This window comes from Cyanobacterium sp. HL-69 (genome assembly GCA_002813895.1).
Classification (GTDB): domain Bacteria; phylum Cyanobacteriota; class Cyanobacteriia; order Cyanobacteriales; family Cyanobacteriaceae; genus Cyanobacterium.
Window position 1 is genome coordinate 2746273 of sequence record CP024912.1, and the last position, 19479, is coordinate 2765751.

21 protein-coding genes and 1 other RNA gene are annotated in these 19479 nt (G+C 37.8%); 11 read left to right on the top strand and 11 right to left on the bottom strand.

Features of this window, described 5'->3' with window-relative positions:
• Nucleotides 1–43: 43 nt before the first annotated feature.
• On the top strand, nt 44–715 hold the full coding sequence (locus AA637_RS12760; protein ID WP_446683075.1) for a C40 family peptidase: 672 nt from the start codon (nt 44–46) through the stop codon (nt 713–715).
• A 78-nt stretch (nt 716–793) separates the two neighbouring features.
• Here the strand turns inward: AA637_RS12760 and AA637_RS12765 are convergent, their stop codons facing one another.
• From AA637_RS12765 to AA637_RS12775, 3 genes are all read right to left on the bottom strand, one after another.
• On the bottom strand, nt 794–2383 hold the full coding sequence (locus tag AA637_RS12765) for an NAD(P)H-quinone oxidoreductase subunit 4 (RefSeq protein WP_446683076.1): 1590 nt from the start codon (nt 2381–2383) through the stop codon (nt 794–796).
• Between the two features lie 150 nt (nt 2384–2533).
• The gene (locus AA637_RS12770; protein ID WP_069790083.1) at nt 2534–3316 is read right to left on the bottom strand and encodes a type 1 glutamine amidotransferase; all 783 of its coding nucleotides are present in this window, start codon (nt 3314–3316) and stop codon (nt 2534–2536) included.
• A 97-nt stretch (nt 3317–3413) separates the two neighbouring features.
• Entirely contained in the window at nt 3414–3755 is a 342-nt protein-coding gene (locus AA637_RS12775) for a YkgJ family cysteine cluster protein (protein ID WP_446683077.1), read from the bottom strand.
• Nucleotides 3756–4004: 249 nt separating this feature from the next.
• Here AA637_RS12775 and psb30 point away from each other — a divergent pair, with 249 nt between their 5' ends.
• Nucleotides 4005–4136, top strand: coding sequence for a photosystem II reaction center protein Ycf12/Psb30 (gene psb30, locus AA637_RS12780; RefSeq protein ID WP_069790085.1), 132 nt, complete (start codon nt 4005–4007; stop codon nt 4134–4136).
• Between the two features lie 100 nt (nt 4137–4236).
• The gene (malQ, locus tag AA637_RS12785) at nt 4237–5754 is read left to right on the top strand and encodes a 4-alpha-glucanotransferase (protein WP_446683078.1); all 1518 of its coding nucleotides are present in this window, start codon (nt 4237–4239) and stop codon (nt 5752–5754) included.
• Between the two features lie 88 nt (nt 5755–5842).
• Here malQ and AA637_RS12790 read toward each other — a convergent pair whose 3' ends face one another.
• Both AA637_RS12790 and AA637_RS12795 read right to left on the bottom strand, forming a co-directional pair.
• Entirely contained in the window at nt 5843–6544 is a 702-nt protein-coding gene (locus AA637_RS12790; RefSeq protein ID WP_446683079.1) for an outer membrane protein, read from the bottom strand.
• A 219-nt stretch (nt 6545–6763) separates the two neighbouring features.
• Complete coding sequence (locus AA637_RS12795) at nt 6764–7750, bottom strand: RNA polymerase sigma factor, RpoD/SigA family (protein WP_069790088.1); 987 nt, start codon at nt 7748–7750, stop codon at nt 6764–6766.
• A gap of 470 nt (nt 7751–8220) precedes the next feature.
• Between AA637_RS12795 and rnpB the strand changes: the two genes are divergently transcribed.
• Nucleotides 8221–8583: RNase P RNA component class A (gene rnpB / locus AA637_RS12800), an RNA gene on the top strand.
• Between the two features lie 4 nt (nt 8584–8587).
• On the opposite strand, the gene AA637_RS12805 is transcribed toward rnpB, so the two are convergent.
• The 5 genes from AA637_RS12805 to AA637_RS12825 all read right to left on the bottom strand — a co-directional run bounded on the left by AA637_RS12805 (nt 8588) and on the right by AA637_RS12825 (nt 13071).
• Nucleotides 8588–9196, bottom strand: a complete 609-nt coding sequence (locus AA637_RS12805; protein ID WP_446683080.1) for an FHA domain-containing protein — start codon at nt 9194–9196, stop codon at nt 8588–8590.
• A gap of 136 nt (nt 9197–9332) precedes the next feature.
• Nucleotides 9333–9737 (bottom strand): ArsR/SmtB family transcription factor, encoded by a 405-nt coding sequence (locus tag AA637_RS12810; RefSeq protein ID WP_069790090.1) that lies wholly within the window; start codon nt 9735–9737, stop codon nt 9333–9335.
• Nucleotides 9738–9890: 153 nt separating this feature from the next.
• Nucleotides 9891–10511 (bottom strand): Uma2 family endonuclease, encoded by a 621-nt coding sequence (locus tag AA637_RS12815; protein WP_446683081.1) that lies wholly within the window; start codon nt 10509–10511, stop codon nt 9891–9893.
• A 79-nt stretch (nt 10512–10590) separates the two neighbouring features.
• Nucleotides 10591–12132 carry an apolipoprotein N-acyltransferase gene (lnt, locus tag AA637_RS12820; protein WP_446684593.1) on the bottom strand — a complete coding sequence of 514 codons (1542 nt, stop codon included), beginning with the start codon at nt 12130–12132 and terminating at the stop codon, nt 10591–10593.
• A gap of 123 nt (nt 12133–12255) precedes the next feature.
• Nucleotides 12256–13071 (bottom strand): DUF1350 family protein, encoded by an 816-nt coding sequence (locus tag AA637_RS12825; RefSeq protein WP_446683082.1) that lies wholly within the window; start codon nt 13069–13071, stop codon nt 12256–12258.
• 204 nt (nt 13072–13275) lie between these two features.
• Between AA637_RS12825 and AA637_RS12830 the strand changes: the two genes are divergently transcribed.
• Nucleotides 13276–14091 carry a glycosyltransferase family 2 protein gene (locus AA637_RS12830; RefSeq protein ID WP_446683083.1) on the top strand — a complete coding sequence of 272 codons (816 nt, stop codon included), beginning with the start codon at nt 13276–13278 and terminating at the stop codon, nt 14089–14091.
• A gap of 83 nt (nt 14092–14174) precedes the next feature.
• Here AA637_RS12830 and AA637_RS12835 read toward each other — a convergent pair whose 3' ends face one another.
• Complete coding sequence (locus AA637_RS12835) at nt 14175–14924, bottom strand: hypothetical protein (RefSeq protein ID WP_446683084.1); 750 nt, start codon at nt 14922–14924, stop codon at nt 14175–14177.
• A gap of 167 nt (nt 14925–15091) precedes the next feature.
• Between AA637_RS12835 and nuoH the strand changes: the two genes are divergently transcribed.
• The 6 genes from nuoH (at nt 15092) to AA637_RS12865 (ending at nt 19453) form a co-directional block, all read left to right on the top strand.
• On the top strand, nt 15092–16210 hold the full coding sequence (nuoH, locus tag AA637_RS12840; RefSeq protein ID WP_446683085.1) for an NADH-quinone oxidoreductase subunit NuoH: 1119 nt from the start codon (nt 15092–15094) through the stop codon (nt 16208–16210).
• A gap of 96 nt (nt 16211–16306) precedes the next feature.
• The gene (locus AA637_RS12845) at nt 16307–16900 is read left to right on the top strand and encodes an N-acetyltransferase family protein (RefSeq protein ID WP_446683086.1); all 594 of its coding nucleotides are present in this window, start codon (nt 16307–16309) and stop codon (nt 16898–16900) included.
• Between the two features lie 16 nt (nt 16901–16916).
• Nucleotides 16917–17369, top strand: coding sequence for a hypothetical protein (locus AA637_RS12850; protein ID WP_446683087.1), 453 nt, complete (start codon nt 16917–16919; stop codon nt 17367–17369).
• Nucleotides 17370–17392: 23 nt separating this feature from the next.
• Complete coding sequence (locus AA637_RS12855) at nt 17393–18391, top strand: Gfo/Idh/MocA family protein (protein ID WP_446683088.1); 999 nt, start codon at nt 17393–17395, stop codon at nt 18389–18391.
• A gap of 96 nt (nt 18392–18487) precedes the next feature.
• A complete protein-coding gene (gene purN, locus AA637_RS12860; protein ID WP_446683089.1) occupies nt 18488–19114 on the top strand; it encodes a phosphoribosylglycinamide formyltransferase in 627 nt (208 codons plus the stop codon).
• Between the two features lie 9 nt (nt 19115–19123).
• Nucleotides 19124–19453, top strand: coding sequence for a DUF565 domain-containing protein (locus AA637_RS12865; RefSeq protein ID WP_069790101.1), 330 nt, complete (start codon nt 19124–19126; stop codon nt 19451–19453).
• Nucleotides 19454–19479 lie beyond the last annotated feature (26 nt).

Sequence of the window (19479 nt, forward strand, 5' to 3'; positions counted from 1 at the left end):
AATTCATTAAAATATAATTCTCAATTATTAATGATTAATTACTATGTTTCTGCCTCCATCTAACACAGGGGAATATGTTTGTTTACAAGATATAAATTTATTTGTTAACCCTGATTGTCAGGAATTGTCCACCCAAGGGGCAAAGGGAAGATATATAAAATTGGTTTCTGATACTCCAGATAGTGAAGCTGTAAAAGTCTGCTTATGTGAAGATAATTATCAGGGATGGTTGCCATTGTCATCTCTTAAGTTTTTGCAACCTGCTGATGAAAACTATCAAAAGGAAACCGTTTTTCGTGAATATATTTCCCAGAAAATCTCTGCCATTATTGATTTTTGTTTACAAGCCCATCAAGTGTCTAATTATTATCTATGGGGTGGCACCGTGGCACCTAATTATGATTGCTCGGGTTTAATGCAGTCAGCTTTTGCTAGTGAGGGGATATGGTTGCCGAGGGATTCTTATCAACAGGAAGATTTTTGTCAAAAAATTACTAGGGAGAAGTTAGAAAAGGGAGATTTAATTTTCTTTGGTGTAAAAAAAGTTACCCATGTGGCTCTTTATTTAGGGGATAATCGCTATATCCATAGCTCGGGTAAAGATATGGGTAATAATGGCATAGGTATTAATGAATTAAGCAATGATCTTGATCAAGTTAGTCGCAATTACTATCAAGAATTATGGAGTTATGGCAGGGTAATCCAGTCCTTGTAATCATCGAGTTCAATTTTTACTCATAAAAAAATCCCCTCTCTGTTACAGAAAGGGGAAAGAAAGCAGATTCAATATCAATTAACGTTCAATTTGAGGCATGGCAGACAAATCAACTTCTGCAACTTTGATGGCAGTTACATGATTTTCCACAATGACAGGTAAAGAAGCCCTTACCTTGGATGCTACTTGCACGGTATCCACATCATAGGTGGTAGTAATTAATTTGGGATATAAACCAATACCGATGATGGGCAGAATCAAGCAAACGGTGATAAATACCTCACGGGCATTGGCATCTACTCCAAAACGGAGCAATTGCAGGGCATTTTCTTTTTTGCCATAGAATACTACTCTTAACATGGAAAGTAGGTAGATGGGAGTTAAAATTAAGCCTACCCCTGCTAAAACGGTAACAACTACTTTAAAAGTAGAGCTATAGGCATCACTCTGGGCAATACCGAGGAAGATGGACAATTCACTAACAAAACCACTCATGCCGGGTAACGCCAAAGATGCCATAGAAGCGGTGGTGAAAAGGGCAAAGGTTTTGGGCATAAGTTTTGCCATACCACCCATTTCGTCCATCATCAGGGTATGGGTGCGCTCGTAGGCTACCCCTGAGAGATAGAATAAGGCGGCGGCGATTAAACCATGGGAAAGCATTTGTAACATTGCTCCATTCATACCCAAATCAGTAAAGGAGGCGATTCCCACTAAGACAAAGCCCATGTGAGAGATGGAGGAGGAAGCAAGGCGACGCTTAAGGTTGGTTTGCCCAAAGGCAGTAAATGCACCGTAAACGATATTTACCACCCCAAGAATGATTAAAAGAGGGGCAAATTTGATGTGGGCATCGGGCAAAATCTCCATATTGAAGCGAATTAGACCATAACCACCCATTTTTAATAAAACCCCTGCTAAAACCATGGATACGGGTGCAGAAGCCTCGCTATGGGCATCGGGCAACCATGTATGGAATGGAAAGATAGGTAGTTTTACGCCGAAGGCGATGAGGAAACCTGTATAGGCTAAAACTTCTAGGGTTAGAGGGTAATTTTTTAAACCTAATTCGGCAATGTTGAGGGTGAAGGTGTCGCCATAAAACGCAAGGGCTAGTCCTGAAACGAGGATGAAAATAGAAGCCAAGGCGGTGTATAGAATAAATTTGGTGGCGGCGTAGAGGCGTTTTTTACCTCCCCAGATGGAAATTAAGATATAGACGGGAACTAATTCTAATTCCCACATAATGAAGAATAATAGCAAGTCTTGGGCTGCAAATACGCCAATCTGGGCGCTGTAGAGAAGTAATAATAAGAAATAATATAGTTTTGGTTTGTTGTCAACTTTCCATGATGCAAGGATGGATAAAGTGGAGATTAAACCTGATAATACAATGAGGGGCATGGATATACCATCGATCGCTAAAGACCAATTTAAACCAATTTGAGGTAGCCATTCATAGATTTCTTGCATTTGAAATTCACTAGCACCAATGGTGTAGCTTTGGGAAATGCTGTAAACAATCAAGGCAAGGTTTAGTAAGGCAATGACTAAGGCATAGTTTCTGGTATTTTTGCCGTATTTGTCGGGAATGAAGGGAATGGCGATCGCCCCTATTAATGGTAAGGCTATAATTGCTGTAAGGTACGGAAAATCATAGGTAAACATGATCAATAGTAATTTATACTTATTACACCCCCTATTATATGAAGTTTTGTTACGATTGACAACTAAACTGTCAAGATGTGCTGATGATGAAGTGCAGGGGATAATGCTGATTATTTCCTTTGATGTAAAGGTGAGAAACCGCTGTATTTTTTAACTTTTGATACCTAATTTTTTGAGGATAGCTTTTCTACCTTGGTGAGCGAGGGTATCATCAAGGGTAGTTAGGGTAATGGTTTCTTGATATTTTTGCTCGATCGCCCTTATAATTAACCAGTCTGCTAAAAAAGGATTTTTAGGCAATAAAGGACCATGGGCATAAGTGGCGATCGCACTTTTGTAAAAAGCCCCCTCAAAACCATCCTCCCCATTATTACCATAACCACTCAACACCTTCCCCAAGGGCGACACATCCCCCAAATAAGTCCTACCACCATGGTTCTCAAAACCTACTACCATAGGAGATTCCCCCCCCATCATCTTTTTAATATCATCTGCCAAAGGATTACCCACCAACTCAAAAGCCACATTACCAATGCAACGTTGGACATTTTGCCCAGGGTGTTTTGTCACCAAATCCAAAATACCTAAACCCTCAATCCTTTCCCCCAAAGCAGGTTCATAATATTTACCCAACAATTGAGGTGAACCGCAAGTAAACACTCCAGGGATACCAGAATGTAACTTTTCCTTAATTATTTCTGCCTTTTTCCCCTGTAAATCACGCATGACAATTTCCTGTTGTCTATCCTGCGCCCCTCCCCCTACCACCAAATCAAACTTTTCAAAGCTAGTTATATCAGCCCCTTGATCAAGGGGTAAAATATTTACATCCAAATTACGCCATTGACAACGTCTCTGAATACAAATCACATTGCCGCGATCGCCATAGGTACTCATAAGATTAGGATATAACCAACCGATATTTAATTCCATAGTCAGGGAGCCTTGATAGTTAATTAATGATTAAAGTAGCATTTTATCCCGAAACGTGAACCAAACAGATACCTCATCAATCATCTTTGTATCTCAACTATCCAGCCATATAAGTCTCTAATTCCTCACTAGGATTGCCATAAACCCCCTCAATTTGTTGAACACAACAATCAATGGCAAAATCATTAAACTCCTCTTCCTCAATGCCAAACATTTCTAAAAAAGTTTCAGGCTTAACCCGACAAAAACTAGGTCTATCCTCATAAATCGTACACTTTCTCATATCATGATCGTAATTGATACACCAACCATTTTCCCCCACCATACTCATATATAGCTCCAAATTTTCAGGACTCAAATAAGAATCCAAATCAGGACGCTCCCTAGGATCTAAATTACAACAAGCACCACAACCTTCCATACAACGCCATTTGCCCATAACAAAACCTCGTAACAAAACTTAATAGATTTTCTTGGAATTACCACCATCGAGGGCAACCTTTCCTAGTATGATATATTTTGTCAGTATAAAAAATAAAAAAAGCTGATTTGACCCTCAAAAGAGTATTAAAACGTCAGATCCAAAGACATTCATTCATAACTCCATTTTATATCAAGAGATTATGGTTTAATACCAAAAAGGCACAATCAGTATCATAAATAATAATTTAACTACTTAGGAGCAAATATGGACTTTATCACAAACTTTTTTAGTAACGTTGACTTTGAAGTAATCTTACAGCTAACCTCCGTTGGTTTAATTCTCATCGCAGGACCTGTAATTGTTTTTATTCTCTATGCCCTAAGAGGAGACTTATAAAAAAAATACTGCCATTCAGCTTTCAGTAATCGTGCTGATGGCTGAATAAACTTATCCCCTTTGCTAAGATAAAATCGTACAAAACAACTAACTAGAACTCATGTTTGATCGTCGCTCCAGTGGAATTTTACTCCATCCTACCTCATTACCTAGTCCTTACGGTATCGGAGATCTTGGAGGGGGAGCTTATGGTTTTATCGATTTTCTTCATAGCAGTGATCAACAAGTATGGCAGATATTACCCTTAGGCCCCACAGGAAGCGGTAATTCCCCCTATCTATCCTACTCCGCATTAGCGGGTAATCCTCTCCTCATCAGCTTTGATATTCTCTATGGAGATGGTTTATTAACAGAAGAAGATATAAGCCAAGTCCAAGCAAAATTTAAGCACATCAACCCCTCTAGAATTGATTATCATCTAGTAACAGAGACAAAATTCCCTCTCCTCAGAAAAGCCTTTGATACCTTCGGGGAAAGAGAAGAAGATGAATATAAACAAGAATTTGATCAGTTTTGCCATGACTATAGTTACTGGTTAGAAAACTACTCCTTATTTATGGCCCTAAAAGAATTTCATAACGGTGCCGCTTGGTTTCAGTGGGAAAAAGACATCGCCAAAAGAGAGCCAGAAGCCATTAAAAGATGGCAACTAAAGCTAGGGGATGAAATGTTTTATCATAAATTCTTACAGTTTAGCTTCTTCCGCCAATGGTGCAGCCTAAAAAATTATGCCAATGAAAGAGGTATCCAAATATTTGGAGATATTCCTATTTATGTAGCCCATGATAGTGTGGATGTATGGGCAAATCAAAGTATTTTTTGCCTAGATGAAAAAACAGGAGCCGCCGCATCCATGGCAGGGGTACCACCCGATTATTTTAGTGAAACAGGGCAACTATGGGGAAATCCTGTCTATAATTGGGAGGCCTTAGAAAAGACTAATTTTGCTTGGTGGGTACAGAGAATTAAGGGAATGTTAGAGTATGTAGATATTATGCGTATCGATCATTTCCGTGGCTTTGAATCCTTTTGGGCTGTGCCAGAAGGGGAAACCACCGCTATGAATGGAGAGTGGGTAAAAGCCAAAGGAGAGGAATTTTTTACCATCCTTAAAAAGGAATTGGGTACATTGCCCATTGTGGCAGAAGACTTAGGGGTAATTACTCCAGAAGTAGAAGCCCTACGGGATAAGTTTAAATTTCCAGGTATGAAAATACTTCATTTTGCCTTTGATTCTGATCGGGCAAATGGCTTTTTACCGTTTAATTATAATAACCGCAACTGCGTCGTTTACACAGGTACCCATGATAATGATACTACCGTAGGTTGGTTTGAAAAACGTTCTTTTGACGCTCGTAAGCAAGTGGTAGACTACATAGGAGGCATTTGTGATGAAGGTATCCATTGGAGCTTAATTCGTCTTGCTCTAGCTTCCGTGGCTGATATGGCTATTTTCCCCGTACAGGATTTATTGGGCTTAGGTACCAATTCTAAGATGAATACCCCAGGCACAGTGGACGACAATTGGAGTTGGCGCTACCATGAGCATGACTTAACAGAGGATGTGGGGCAATATCTTCAGTATTTAACATATCTCTATGGTAGAAAACCCATATAAAGATTTTTATGAAAACTCTAGCTTAGATAATAAGGGGAATGACAGGGCATCCTATGGTGCGGAGAGAATCGCACCTAAACCCCGCCCCTTAAAATTTATAATGAACCCCTAATTCAGTGGATAAGTAATTGGAGTTGCCCCCAGAAACGTTTAGGTATCTTAGCTGGGCAAAAGCAGAAGTATTCGTATTAAATTCATACCCTACCCCTCCTTTCACCTCAAAACTAAATGAGGTATCTTCACTGTCGATGGCTGGTTGAACTAAGTTATTATTTAAGTCAAAAGTGGCGGGGGCTGTGACAGATGAGCGAGTAAATCCAACTCCTGCGGTACCAAAATAGTTCCAATTATTACTACCTTCAAATGGTGCGCTATAACGGGCGCTGGCGATTACGGAAAGAATATTGGCATCGCCCACACGGCCATCTAAATCTGAACCTGCGTATAATAATCCTAATTCTCCTCCTATGTTGGGGGTAAATTGATAACCGATATAACCAGCAGGCCCAAAACCAGTATCTAAAAGTCCATCGCTAGGAAAAAATACTCCTAAACTTGCTCCTGCGTACCAGTTATCGAAGGAAATAGAATTTTCATCACTATTTTGGGCAATTTTTGATTCTTCAGGGGTATTATTAAAAATGGTGGTATTGGAAGAATCAATTTCAAAACTTTGAAGGACTGTGGAAGAGGTGGAAACGGTATAAAATTCTTCGGTGGACAGGAAAACACTTGATTCAAGATTATTATCATTATCAGGGAAGGTGTTTTCTGAAGCAGTCCCGGGCATAGCGATTGAAAGTAAACTAGCACAAGAGACCAAATATAATAATGTCTTGTTCATTTTCTTGCTCCTCGTTGTTTTATAGTTTCATGGTAACTAAATATTTTTATTAATTACGATAGTTGTAACTAATTGTATCTAAAACAAAAAACCAGACTATGGTTTGCATTTTGTTCCATAATCTGGTTTGTTGTCTTTGAGGAGAAAATTTGCTAATGCTAATTGTTAACTTGTGACAATATATTCTCTGACGCTACCTCGTTTTTTACGAAGATGGGCAAGAGCTTGTTGTTCTAGTTGACGCACTCTTTCTCGACTGATTCCCATTCTCTGACCAATTTTGGCGAGGGATAATTCTTTGCCGTCTTCTAAGCCAAAGCGTAGTCTGACTACTTGCTGTTGTTGGGGGGTTAATTCCCCTAGAAGTTTGTGCAAGTCTTGACGCATCAATTCTTGGGTGATGTACTTGTCAGGGGATAGTCCTTCGTCTTCTAAAAGTTCAGATAATTCCGTGTCTTGGTTGTCTCCTACTTTGACATCGAGGGAGATGGGTTGACGGGCTATACTGAAGTATTCTCGGATTTGGGATGGTTCTAAATCCAGGGCGTTGGCAATTTCACTTTGATTAGGGCTTCTGCCTAATTTCTGAGATAATTCCCGCTGAGTTTTCTTGATCTTATTTAATTTTTCAGTAATATGGATGGGTAAACGGATAGTTCTAGCTTGTTGTGCGATCGCCCTTGTAATAGCTTGACGAATCCACCAGTAAGCATAGGTAGAGAATTTAAAACCTTTGGTGGGGTCAAATTTTTCTACACCTCTTTCTAAACCGAGACTACCTTCTTGGATTAAGTCCAAGAATTCCATATTTCTCTTTTGGTACTTTTTGGCGATCGCCACTACCAAACGTAAATTCGCCTCAATCATTTTTTGTTTAGCGCGTTTACCCTGATGAATAAGCTTTTTCAACTCTGCAGGGCTTTTTTCAGTAGCCTCTGCCCACTCCTCTAAAGTTGGCTCATGGTCAAGTTTTTCTGCTAATTCTTCTTTTTGGGCATACAAAGACATCATCTCTTGCACTTGCTTCCCAAAAACAATTTCTTGCTCATGACTCAGAAGGGGGACTTTTCCGATTTCTTGTAAATAGGTACGCACCATATCTACAGTGTTAATTTTTTTCTTGTCCATTCCGTTTAATTTGGCAGTGGGCATAGGGCTTCTCTTCTCCTAACTTCAAGCGCAATTTTTTTGTGATAGGATTGTTAAAGTAAAACAGATCCTTTTATTATTTTTGGATTTTCCGAGGAATCTCCAAAGAGCGTCTATTTTTTATATTACTGTTTTTATAGACTCTGGTTTGTAAAAAAAAGTTCACTATTGTAAATTTTTTTCTTTAAAATCTCGTTTACGGGTACTGAGGCTCAAGAAATGTTTACAAAAATATAACAATTTGTTAACTACTACTTTATATGATGACTTATTCTGAGTTAGTATTAAAGTCTTTTTCTTGAGTAATTACCGAACGTTAATTTTCGGTTCTCTTTTATACCTATAACTATTTTTCCCACTTAAACAGGAAAATACTCAGTTCGTTTGAACTATCATAAAATATTTATACTTCCAGATTCACCATCAAATAAATACCAATTAGTTGGTTCGCAGTGATAAGATATATATCACAGAGAGTTGGTGAGGTAGTTGCAAGTTAAAGTTTTCCTGTGAATTTAGCTTGAGGAAAGTCCGGACTTCCAAAAGATCAGACTTGCTGGGTAATGCCCAGTGCGTGCGAGCGTGAGGATAGTGCCACAGAAATATACCGCCTTTGGATAAAGGTAAGGGTGCAAAGGTGCGGTAAGAGCGCACCAGCAGTATCGAGAGGTACTGGCTCGGTAAACCCCGGTTGGAAGCAAGGTCGGAGGAATGAAGGTTGATCTTTTTCCTATTCCGCTTCTGGTGTACCGCTTGAGGTGTTTGGTAACAGGCACCCTAGATAGATAACTACCCCCGATGAGGGAACAGAATCCGGCTTACGTCCAACTCTCTGTTTTCTTAACCCATTTGAAAAATAAAGGTTACTTTATCTTCTTTACCGAGAGCAATGCGATCGCCATTACTCAAACGATGACGATTACCCTTCCCGAGAGGAACATGATTAACATAAGTACCATTGGCACTACCCGTATCCTCCAGAAAGTAAGATCCATTTTCCTGACAAATATCCGCATGAATGCGGGAAACAATCTGAGAATTAGGGAAACCCGACACATCAATATCAGGAGGTACCGTTTCATTTACCTTACCAATATGAATTACAGGCAAATCAGAAGCTAACTCAATGGTGGTATTAGTTTGTACATGGAGAAGATTAGCCGAAGGGGTTTGCAATAGAGTTTCTTGCACCACAGGATTTTCCGCCCTAGTAGGGGAAGCCTTAGCCTCATCAGTCGCTCCTACGTCCATATTATCCATGGTATCACCTCCACCCCCATAGGTTAAACTAAAACCACACTCACCACAAAAAGTGGCATTGGGAGGTACATCAGCTTCGCAGTTAGGGCATTTTGTCACCGTAGCCCCATCCCCTAAAGGAGTAAAACAAAGTTCACAAACAGTTGCCCCGTCAGGGTTTTCATATTGGCAATTAGGACAGGTAATCATTGTTATGTATAAATTAAAAAGTATTTAGGTTATTATAATTCGGTGTTATGTATCTAATTTTAACCTTACTCTTGAACCCCAGAAAGAAAATAATTTTTAAGAAAATTAACATAAAATTCAATTTTCTATGATTGCTTTAATTCTCAATGGTTTGTTGCATTGCCCGTAAAAGTTGTAAATGTTTATTTTGTTGCTCAATTTGAATAGACAAAGAATTACAAACTAAATCACATAATTCAAACACAAAAGGATTGGATATTTGATAATAAACATTAATACCTTTCTGAGTACGATTTACTACCCCAGCCCCAGCTAAAATTTTTAAATGTTTGGATACATTTGCTTGTCCTAACTCAGTAATTTCGATGATTTCTGATACATTTTTTGCTCCGCTACGTAAGGCACAAACGATATTTAAACGACTACCTTCTGATAACACTTTAAAAAAATCCGCTACTAAATTTAACGCAGAAGGGGACATTTTCGCCATCAAACACTCTGAAGGGATGGTAGAGTTTTTTTCGTCAACTAAATTACTCATATTTTTATCTTTAAATATATTAGGAACTAGACTTTTATTTTAGGGTTTTCAAACTACTTTTATCACGAAGTAATGAAATACTAGCATCTATACAATACTATATTACCATATTGTCATACGTTTTTTGTGGGATATAGAATAGTTTGATTTGATTTATAAATCACCTTTGAAAATTTGCTCTGCACTTAGATTTAACCGAGAAAAAATAGTTGACCTAATTATTTCATTTGCCCTAAATTGTTGACCTTGATATTCTCCTTTTTCAAGGGTATAAATAGTTAAAGTAGGTTGTTTTGGATAACCAATAAATTTGCGTTCTCCTAAACCTAAATAATCAATAATCCAATATTCTCTGATGCCCAAACTTTCGTAAGCATCTAACTTTAAAGCATAGTCATCACTCCAATTTCCACTAACTACTTCTATAATTAATTTAACAGCATTTCCAGATAATAAAGTTGATTGGTTTTCCCATAATGGTTCATTTTCCAACATTTTTTTATCTAAAATAATTCCATCTGGTTCATATCCTGAAAACCTATCTCCTTTAATTAAACATTCTTTGGGAGCAAAATAAGGTAAGTTTAATCGTCTTATTTCAAAAGTTAATTCTGTAATTAAAAATCCTGCTATTTGTGAATGTTTCCCTTTTGATTTTGGCATTTGAATAATACTTCCGTTGTGTAACTCATACTGATATTCAGTGGATGCAGGATACCATTCAATAAATTCTTCAAAGTCTAAATGGTTATCTTTTAATAAAGACTGTATCATTTTATTTTTTGCTTATTTTTAATAGGTTTTATGCTATGGGTAAGTTACCGAGTAATAGATTTGTTTCGCCATAACAATATCAATCTTTTTGTATGCTAGAAAATCCCAAGAAAGTGTAAATAAATAATCCTAAAAGTATTATCGCAAATAAATTACTCAACCAGTCTCCCCATTTTACATAGAGAGTTTTAGTTTGACGGCGATATATTTCCCCCTGATAGGTTTGATATTGGTCTATGTCAGAAAGCCAGATAGTGTTACCATGGGGGTCAACAATACCAGAGTAGCCTGTATTAGTAGCTCTAGCCATCCAACGGTCATTTTCAATGGCTCTCATTACGTCTTGGGCATGGTGCTGAGAGGGCATCGCTTCGCTGTAGTGAGCATTATTGGAGGATGTGATGATAAATTTGCCCCCTTGTTTAGTTTGTTGTCTAAAATGCTCTCCATAGGCGGATTCGTAACAAATACCGACAATGGCTTTACCTTGAGGAGTTATAAAAATTTGATTTTTTTCCCCTGCAATCAAATGGGCATCGAGGGGGGAAAGGCGGTTGATAAAGTTACCTAAAATGTTGGCAAAGGGTATATATTCGCCGAGGGGTACAAGGTGGACTTTATCATATTGTTTGATTACTTTGCCTTGGGCATCGATACTAAAGAGGCTATTACTAAAGTTATTTTCTTTGCTGCCAAATGCCCCTAAAACAATAGGAGTTTTTTCCTTGATGATGGCGGGGTATAGTTTTGTTTTGGTTTTGATGTCGTCAAAATATAGGGGAATGGCAGTTTCTGGGGTGATAACTAAGTCTACTCCTGCTTGACTCAGTTTTTCGTAACTTTCGGTGTAACGGGCGATCGCCCTTCCGACCCCAGACTCGTACAATTTGATAGTATTAGGTATATTGCCCTGAATTATGCCTACTGTGATAACTTCTTCTGGATTATCAGTTATGGGTTGAGTGTAAAATAAATAACCCAAACCGTGAAAAAACATTAAAACAACTAAACTATAAACAGGTAGTAATAAACCTTTTAACTGATACGTAAAAAGGCTATTTTTATCATTAAAATAGTCATAAAAACTTTTAATTCCTTCAGCCCATAAAGCATTTATTGTAGTGATTATAGCTGTTAAAGTACTAATTCCAGAGAACTTTAATAACTGTAAAATATACAAATTATAAGGGCTTTGACTATAAGAAATAGACGACCACCAAAGAGGAGAAAAACTCCATAATCTCTCAAAAAGTACCCACAAAATAGCCCCTAATAAAATTTTGAAAAAAAGATCATTAACAACTTTCTTAGAATCATCTATATACCTAAGCAAAAAATAAAAACTAGCCCCCCAAGCAACGACGAATCCAGCCCCCCAAAAAGTAATAAAAATCCAAGCAAAAGAAGCAATTAAAATACTATTTAGCCAACTTATTCCCATCCAAGTCATGGGATGAATGCCCGTAATCCAAAACAATGCTAAACCATGATAGCCACATCCCCAAGCCAAGCAAGACATCAGAGTTTTTGGTAAAGACTCTTTTTTGATACCCAGCCAAAGAGGTATCATCGCCACCCAAGCAAAAAACCAATAATTTGTAGGGGCTACCGTTAACCCCATTAAAATACCACCTAAAAAGGAAAATAAAATACTCAAAACTTATTTGTAACTAATAACTAATAACCATTTCCTATTGCCTACCTCAATCTATTACATTAAAATAAAATTGAGACATTGAGATAATTAATACAAAGAATATTGGGCTGGATTTAACCACCGTGAAACCTCTTTTTCTAATTCATAAATATCACGAGAAAAATTCTGTTTTACCCATTGCCCGATAGCATCAAAAGGAGTGAAAACTTCTCCTACTTCCCAATCAATATCTTGTCCGAGGGGAGTAAGATGATTTCCCTGTAACGTTAGGGTAGAAACCATGTTAGGAAAAAGTTGGCTTAAAATGGGTTGTAGTGTTAAAGTTTGGTCAATGTTATCGTTACTAAATTTCACCAACAAATTACGACGGGTTGAATAGTTATCTTTTACGATAGTTTGGGTTTCTTCTGGAGAAGGGGTAAACTCAAATTGTACATTAGGGTCAATTTTCCAATTAGTTTTTATATTATCAGTGATAGATGGAATAATTTGATCCATAAAAGGAATTGCTTTTTGGAGGGGGTAATTATTAAATGAAATAAGAATATTTCCCGCTCTTTCTACTTCAAATAAACTACTAATTAAAAGATGTAATTTACATCCCATACTATGGCCCATACCGTAGATAGGTAAATATTTTAAATCTAGTCCCGTGTTATTGTCTAATCTTTGTAAAAGATTTTCAAATTTGTTCAACACATAAAGAGCTATACTTTTATGGTCTAATGTGTTTATAAAAGGAGTCGCAATAATCAAATATCCTTGAGATGCAAGTTTTTCTAATAGCCAACGATAGGTAATATGAGGTGCTGTGGCCACAAAAGCACCCCCAAGAAAATGTATAATACCGATGGGTTGTGATGGGGTTAACACCCAGTTACCATTTCTTTCTTGCCATTCCATGGAAATATGTTCTAATTTTTGTTATCTTCTAAAGCTATAACCATTATAATCTCATTTAAAAGTGTTGGTTTTCTTACCTCTTCGTTATTAACTGTTGTCTTATGTCTTGTGATGGAAAATGACGGTTAATTATTTGTCTGAAATTTTTAAGAATAATAATTCTTTATGACTCTTTATTCGTAATGTTTTTACTATATATTTTAAATGTTTTCTATTTTTATCCTTACCTATAACGAGGAAATTGATATTGCTGATTGTATAAAATCAGCTTCTGAATGTGATGACATTATTGTAGTTGATTCTTTTAGTAATGATAAAACTATGGAAATCGCTTCACAATTCCCTGTCAAGATTTTTCAACACGCTTTTGAATCCCATGGCAAACAAAGAAATTGGATGTTAGAAAACATTGAAACTAAATATAATTGGGTATATCTATTGGAAGCGGATGAAAGATTTACCCCTGAGTTATTTAATGAATGTTTAGAAGCTGTTAAAAGTAGCGAATATGTAGGCTATTATGTGGCTGAAAAGATGATGTTTTTGGGTAGTTGGATAAAGTATAGTAGCCAGTATCCTCGTCATCAAATGCGTTTGTTTAAAAAAGGAAAGGTTTCTTTTATTGATTTTGGACACGCAGAAAGGGAGGTTTGTGAGGGAGAAGCAGGATATTTGAAAAATATTTATCCTCATTATACTTGCAGTAAGGGATTGAGTCGTTGGTTAGAAAAACATAACCGTTATTCTACGGATGAGGCTATAGAAAGTATTAAACAAAGGGGAGTAAATAAAATTAGATGGAAAGATTTGTTTTTTGGGGAAACGGAGGTAATCCGCCGTCGGGCTTTGAAGGATTTATCTTTTAGGATTCCTTTTAGACCTTTTTTTCGTTGGTTTTATATGTATTTTATTCTTAGGGGTTTTTTGGATGGAAAAGCTGGTTTTGCTTGGTGTGTTTTGCAGAGTTTTTACGAATATTTTATTATTTTGAAGGTTGAGGAGTTGAAACAGAAGGATTAGGCTTTTTTATTTCATTTAGCTATTATTTTTAATTAAAGCATTTTAACTTAATCCCTAATATTTATAAAATAATCTAGCGCACCTTAGTTGTTAATGGTAATTTTTGTTTTATATTTTTTAGGAATGTTGAGAGGTTTTTTCTCTGCTTTTTCTACTGAATGATTATTAATTGTTGGGCTAATTTGATTTAGAAAGTAGTTTAGTTTTTCTTGGATGATAGAATCAGTTTCGTTATTTTTCATGATTAATAAATAGTCAATCATGTATTGAGTCTGAGAAATATTTAGTTTACCTGTTTCCCATCGATTAATTAGTTGATTGAGTCCATATAATCTTTTGAGGGGAGATTCGGCAATTAGATGGTTAATATTTTGTTCAAAGGTTTCTTTTTGGTTGTTTTTTTGTTGATAAAAGTACCAACCCAAAAGGGCAAAAGTGCCACTACTGATTAATCCTTGGAAGATAATGGCTGTAGCTAACCAATGACTATCTATTTCTAACCAAAGTTTAGCACTAAGATAAAGAGCGATCGCCCCTAAACCACTTCCTGCCACCGCCAAGGTAAAACGACGATTATGGGAAGGAAAAAAACGGGAAAATACCTGAAGAGCAGAAAAAGAAACTCCCTGATAATTATAGATAAAAAACAACAGGGCGATCGCCCCTAAACTAGAAAAAATTAAACCCTTATCACCCACCACCATCATTAAACCAACCAAAAACCAACATAGACGACGATAAGTTTTTGGGGTGTATGTAGCACTCAAACCATGAGAAACTTGAGTAAATAATCTTCGAGAAAAATAAAAATTAGACCTTTTAGCCTTCACCATAACATCAAAAACAGTGGCAACAACCAGCCTCCCTTCAGAATAATAATCCTAGCACTAATCCATCATCATCAAAACCTTTTTTTTAGGCAAAAAAAGAGCAAACTTTGGTTCAGTAAGTAACTTTAATATAAAATGAAGTCCAGAAGCAAATAAATAAAACAAATAAAATGAACTCAGGAATCGATTTACAAGGAAGTTTTATAACCTCCCTCATCGACTTAGGATTGTCCCCAGAGTTAGCCAAAACCCTCTGGATACCACTCCCCCTAGTCTTGATGATTATCGGTGCAACCGTGGGAGTATTAGTAACCGTATGGTTAGAAAGAAAAATCTCCGCCGCAGCCCAACAAAGAATTGGTCCGGAATACGCAGGCCCTTTGGGCGTATTACAACCTGTCGCCGACGGTATTAAATTAGTTTTTAAAGAAGATATTACCCCAGCCAAAGCAGATCCATTATTATTTACCTTAGGGCCTGCAGTGGTAGTAATTCCAGTATTTTTATCATATTTAATTGTACCCTTCGGACAAAACCTCGTCATCACCGACTTAAACGTTGGTATCTTTATCTGGATTTCCCTTTCCAGTATTGCCCCTATCGGTTTACTAATGGCAGGTTACTCCTCCAACAACAAATACTCCCTATTAGGAGGTTTAAGGGCAGCCGCCCAATCCATCAGCTACGAAATTCCTCTTGCTCTTGCCGTCCTTGCCGTGGTAATGATGTCTAATAGTCTTAGTACCATCGACATTGTCGAACAACAGTCAGGGTATGGTATCTTGGGATGGAATATCTGGCGCCAACCCGTGGGCTTCCTTATCTTTTGGGTAGCAGCCTTGGCTGAATGTGAGCGTTTACCCTTCGACTTACCCGAAGCAGAAGAAGAATTAGTAGCAGGGTATCAAACCGAATATACAGGGATGAAATTTGCCCTCTTTTACGTGGGGTCCTATGTTAACCTCGTGTTATCAGCCCTCATTGTAGCCGTGCTTTATTTAGGAGGTTGGGACTTTCCTATTCCTATCCAAAACCTAGCTAGTTGGTTAGGAGTAAGCGAAACTACCCCTTGGTTACAGGTACTTACCGCTGCCCTTGGTATTTCCATGACAGTATTAAAAGCATACTTTTTAGTCTTTATTGCTGTATTATTACGTTGGACAGTACCTAGGGTCAGAATTGACCAATTACTCGACTTAGGCTGGAAATTTTTATTACCCGTAGCTTTAGTTAATCTATTGCTTACCGCCGCCCTAAAACTAACCTTCCCCATTGCCTTTGGAGGATAAGGATAAAATTTATACACTGGGCGAACAAACGTTCGCCCTAACTCTCAATTATCCATTATCAATTACTTTCCACCCTCATTGATTGATTAAAAACTGGTGACATCATCATTATCCTTTTTCCATCACAACCATTCCTCCTCCCGTTGCCCTATCATTCGCTTTGCAACCTCCGAGGATATTCGTCAAATTGCCGATATACTCACCTATGGTTTCCATGACTTTGGTAAACTAATGGAGTGGCTTTATCCCCTGATGAAGATGGGTATTGCCGAGGATTTGCGCGATCGCATTTATGCCCATAATTCTGACTATTGCTGTATCGTAGCCGTTATCCCTGCCACCACCACAGAAGCAGAAAAAATAGTCGGCACCGTAGAAGTATCCCAAAGAAGACTATATGGTTGGACTCAAAAACAAAAATTTCCTTACATATCTAACCTTGCCGTAAAAAAAGAATTTCGTCGCCAAGGCATCGCCACCCAACTGCTCAAAAAATGCGAAGAAATTGCCCGAAATTGGGGCTATGATAATCTTTCTCTCCATGTATTAGCCGAAAACAAAACAGGGCAAACAGTCTATCTTCAAAATGGCTACACCATCAAACAAGAAGAAACCAACCTCTATAGTTTATTCATCAAAAACAAACGTCGCCTGTTATTAGAAAAATCCTTTAGTAATAACCCAGAGTAACTCCCATTCATCCCCCATGAATCAAAACGCCCAAAATAATATCTACACTGATTTAGATAAATTCGTTCAAGAAAAACCCCTTTTAATAGTCAATCCAAAAAAGAAAAATGGTCTAATTCTAATTAAAAAATATTATGCCGAATTTGCAGGCCCTGGGGCTATAGTGGGAGGATTTTTTGACCAAGATTTAGTAGATGTTATCCCTGTGGGTAAACTGTCTTTATTTGTACCCCAAAATAGCTCCGAAAAACAGAGGGCATACCTACTCAGGAGACAATGGGTAAAATTAATTCAACAAATTACCAGTAACCCCATTTCCCGTGAAAGGGCGCAAGTTATTCTTAATCAATTTGAACATTGGTTTGATTGTCAAACAGCCGAAAAATTACCCGACGAAGTATTTGCTCTGTTGGTGGGGGTATTACCTGATACCATAAAAAAAACTAGAGATTTAGTCAATCGTTTATAAATTAATTTTAATCTTAAGCCGTGATGAGTCAGTATAATATTGTCAAAACTCCCGTCAAAGTAGGCATTGTCGGCACAGGATACGCCGCCGCTAGAAGGGCAGAAGCCTTTAACGATTCACCCCATACGGAATTAGTGGCGGTAAGTGGTAACACCCCAGAAAAAACAGCTACCTTTGCCCAAACTCATCATCTAAAAACCCTATCTTCTTGGCAAGATTTGATAAGTGATAAAGAAATCGATTTAATTTGTGTTTCTAATGTAAATTATCTCCATGGGCAAATTATTCGTGAAGCCCTTTTGGCAGACAAACACGTTATTGTTGAATATCCCCTCACCATCGACAGTAAAGAAGCCCCAGAATTATTAAATTTAGCCAAGGCAAAAAGAAAACTACTTCATATCGAGCATATCGAACTTTTGGGGGGAGTGCATCAAGCTATTAAACAATATATTTCTAAGATAGGTAATCCTTTCCTTGCTAGTTACGAAACTATTTTGTCTAAACCCAAGGTAGGTAATCATTGGACTTACAATTACCATCATTATGGCTTTCCTCTGATTGCCGCCCTTTCTCGCATCAATCGCTTTACGGATTTGTTTGGGGAGGTGGAAACCGTCAGTTGTAATGCTCGTTTTTGGGATACTCCTGAGAGTGGTTATTTTTCATCCTGTTGGTGTCAGGCACAGTTGATGTTTAAAAATCAGATGGGGGTGAATATTACCTATGGTAAGGGGGATAAATTTGCCCGTAGTGGTAGGGTGTTAACTATCCATGGGGATGAAGGGGTTTTATTGTTTGAAGGGGAAAAGGGTAGGTTAATTCAGGGGGATAAGGTAATGGATTTGGAAGTGGGCAGTCGTCGGGGTTTGTTTACCCAAGATACAGAGGCAGTTTTAGAGCATTTATTAAATGATGCCCCTATTTATACCGCTAATCAGCATAGTGTTTATACTTTGAAGGTGGCTAATGCAGCCCTTGAGTCTTATAAGAGTAAGCAAACTCTGCGGATAGACAATTAACAATTATTATCTTTTGCCCATTGCCCATTGCCCATTGTTTATCTTGCCAAAGTTTGAGATAATCTTGGTTAAACTTTAGTAATCCATGGCTGGTAAATGAACGCAATTATTTCTCCCGATGTTAGTCTTGAACAGTTAAAATCTGCCACTCCTGTTAGGTTAGGGGTAATGGCTTCGGGTAGTGGTAGTAACTTCGAGGCGATCGCCCATGGTATTATTAATGGAGAATTAAATGCTAAAATTGAAGTCCTAATTTACAATAATCCTAATGCTACGGTGAGAGAAAAGGCTGAAAAACTAGGCATCAAGGCAGTTTTACTTAACCATCGAGATTTCCAAAGCCGTGAAGAATTAGATCAAGCCATCGTCGAAGTATTCAAAAACCATGGGGTAGAGTGGGTAGTGATGGCAGGATGGATGCGCATTATTACCAACGTATTATTAAATGCCTTCCCCCGAAAAGTGATTAATATTCACCCTAGTTTATTACCTAGTTTTAAAGGAATAAATGCCGTTGAACAAGCCTTGGAAGCAAAGGTTAAAATTACAGGATGTACTGTCCATTTAGTAGATTTGGCGGTGGATAGTGGCCCGGTTTTAATTCAGTCGGCGGTGCCTATCCAGGAAGGTGATACCCCCGAAACCCTACATAAACGGATTCAAATCCAAGAACATCTTATCATGGTAAGGGCGATCGCCCTTTTAGCCCATCTTGAAAATTAGTAAACTATTATGCAAGAAACAAGACTAAATATCTTACTCACAGGCATCGGCAACCAAATCATCGACTTTTTTAGTAACCCTTGGCGCCGACTATCCCTTAATGTAATTGCTTTCTTACTAGGTTTCTTTCTTGCTAACACCATCTCCTCCATTGCTGGGCAAGCAGCGAGATGGGATGTCACCTTTGCCTTTTTTTTCCTACTCTTCACCGAAGGCTCAAATATTATCATTTACAAAAATCGTAACCCCAACAAACCCCTTTGGCGTACCACCCTCAACGCCTTTAAAATCGGTTTTGCTTATTCTTTGTACCTCGAAGGACTCAAATTGGCATCTTAGTTGCCACAAGATTAGCTAAGATGAAT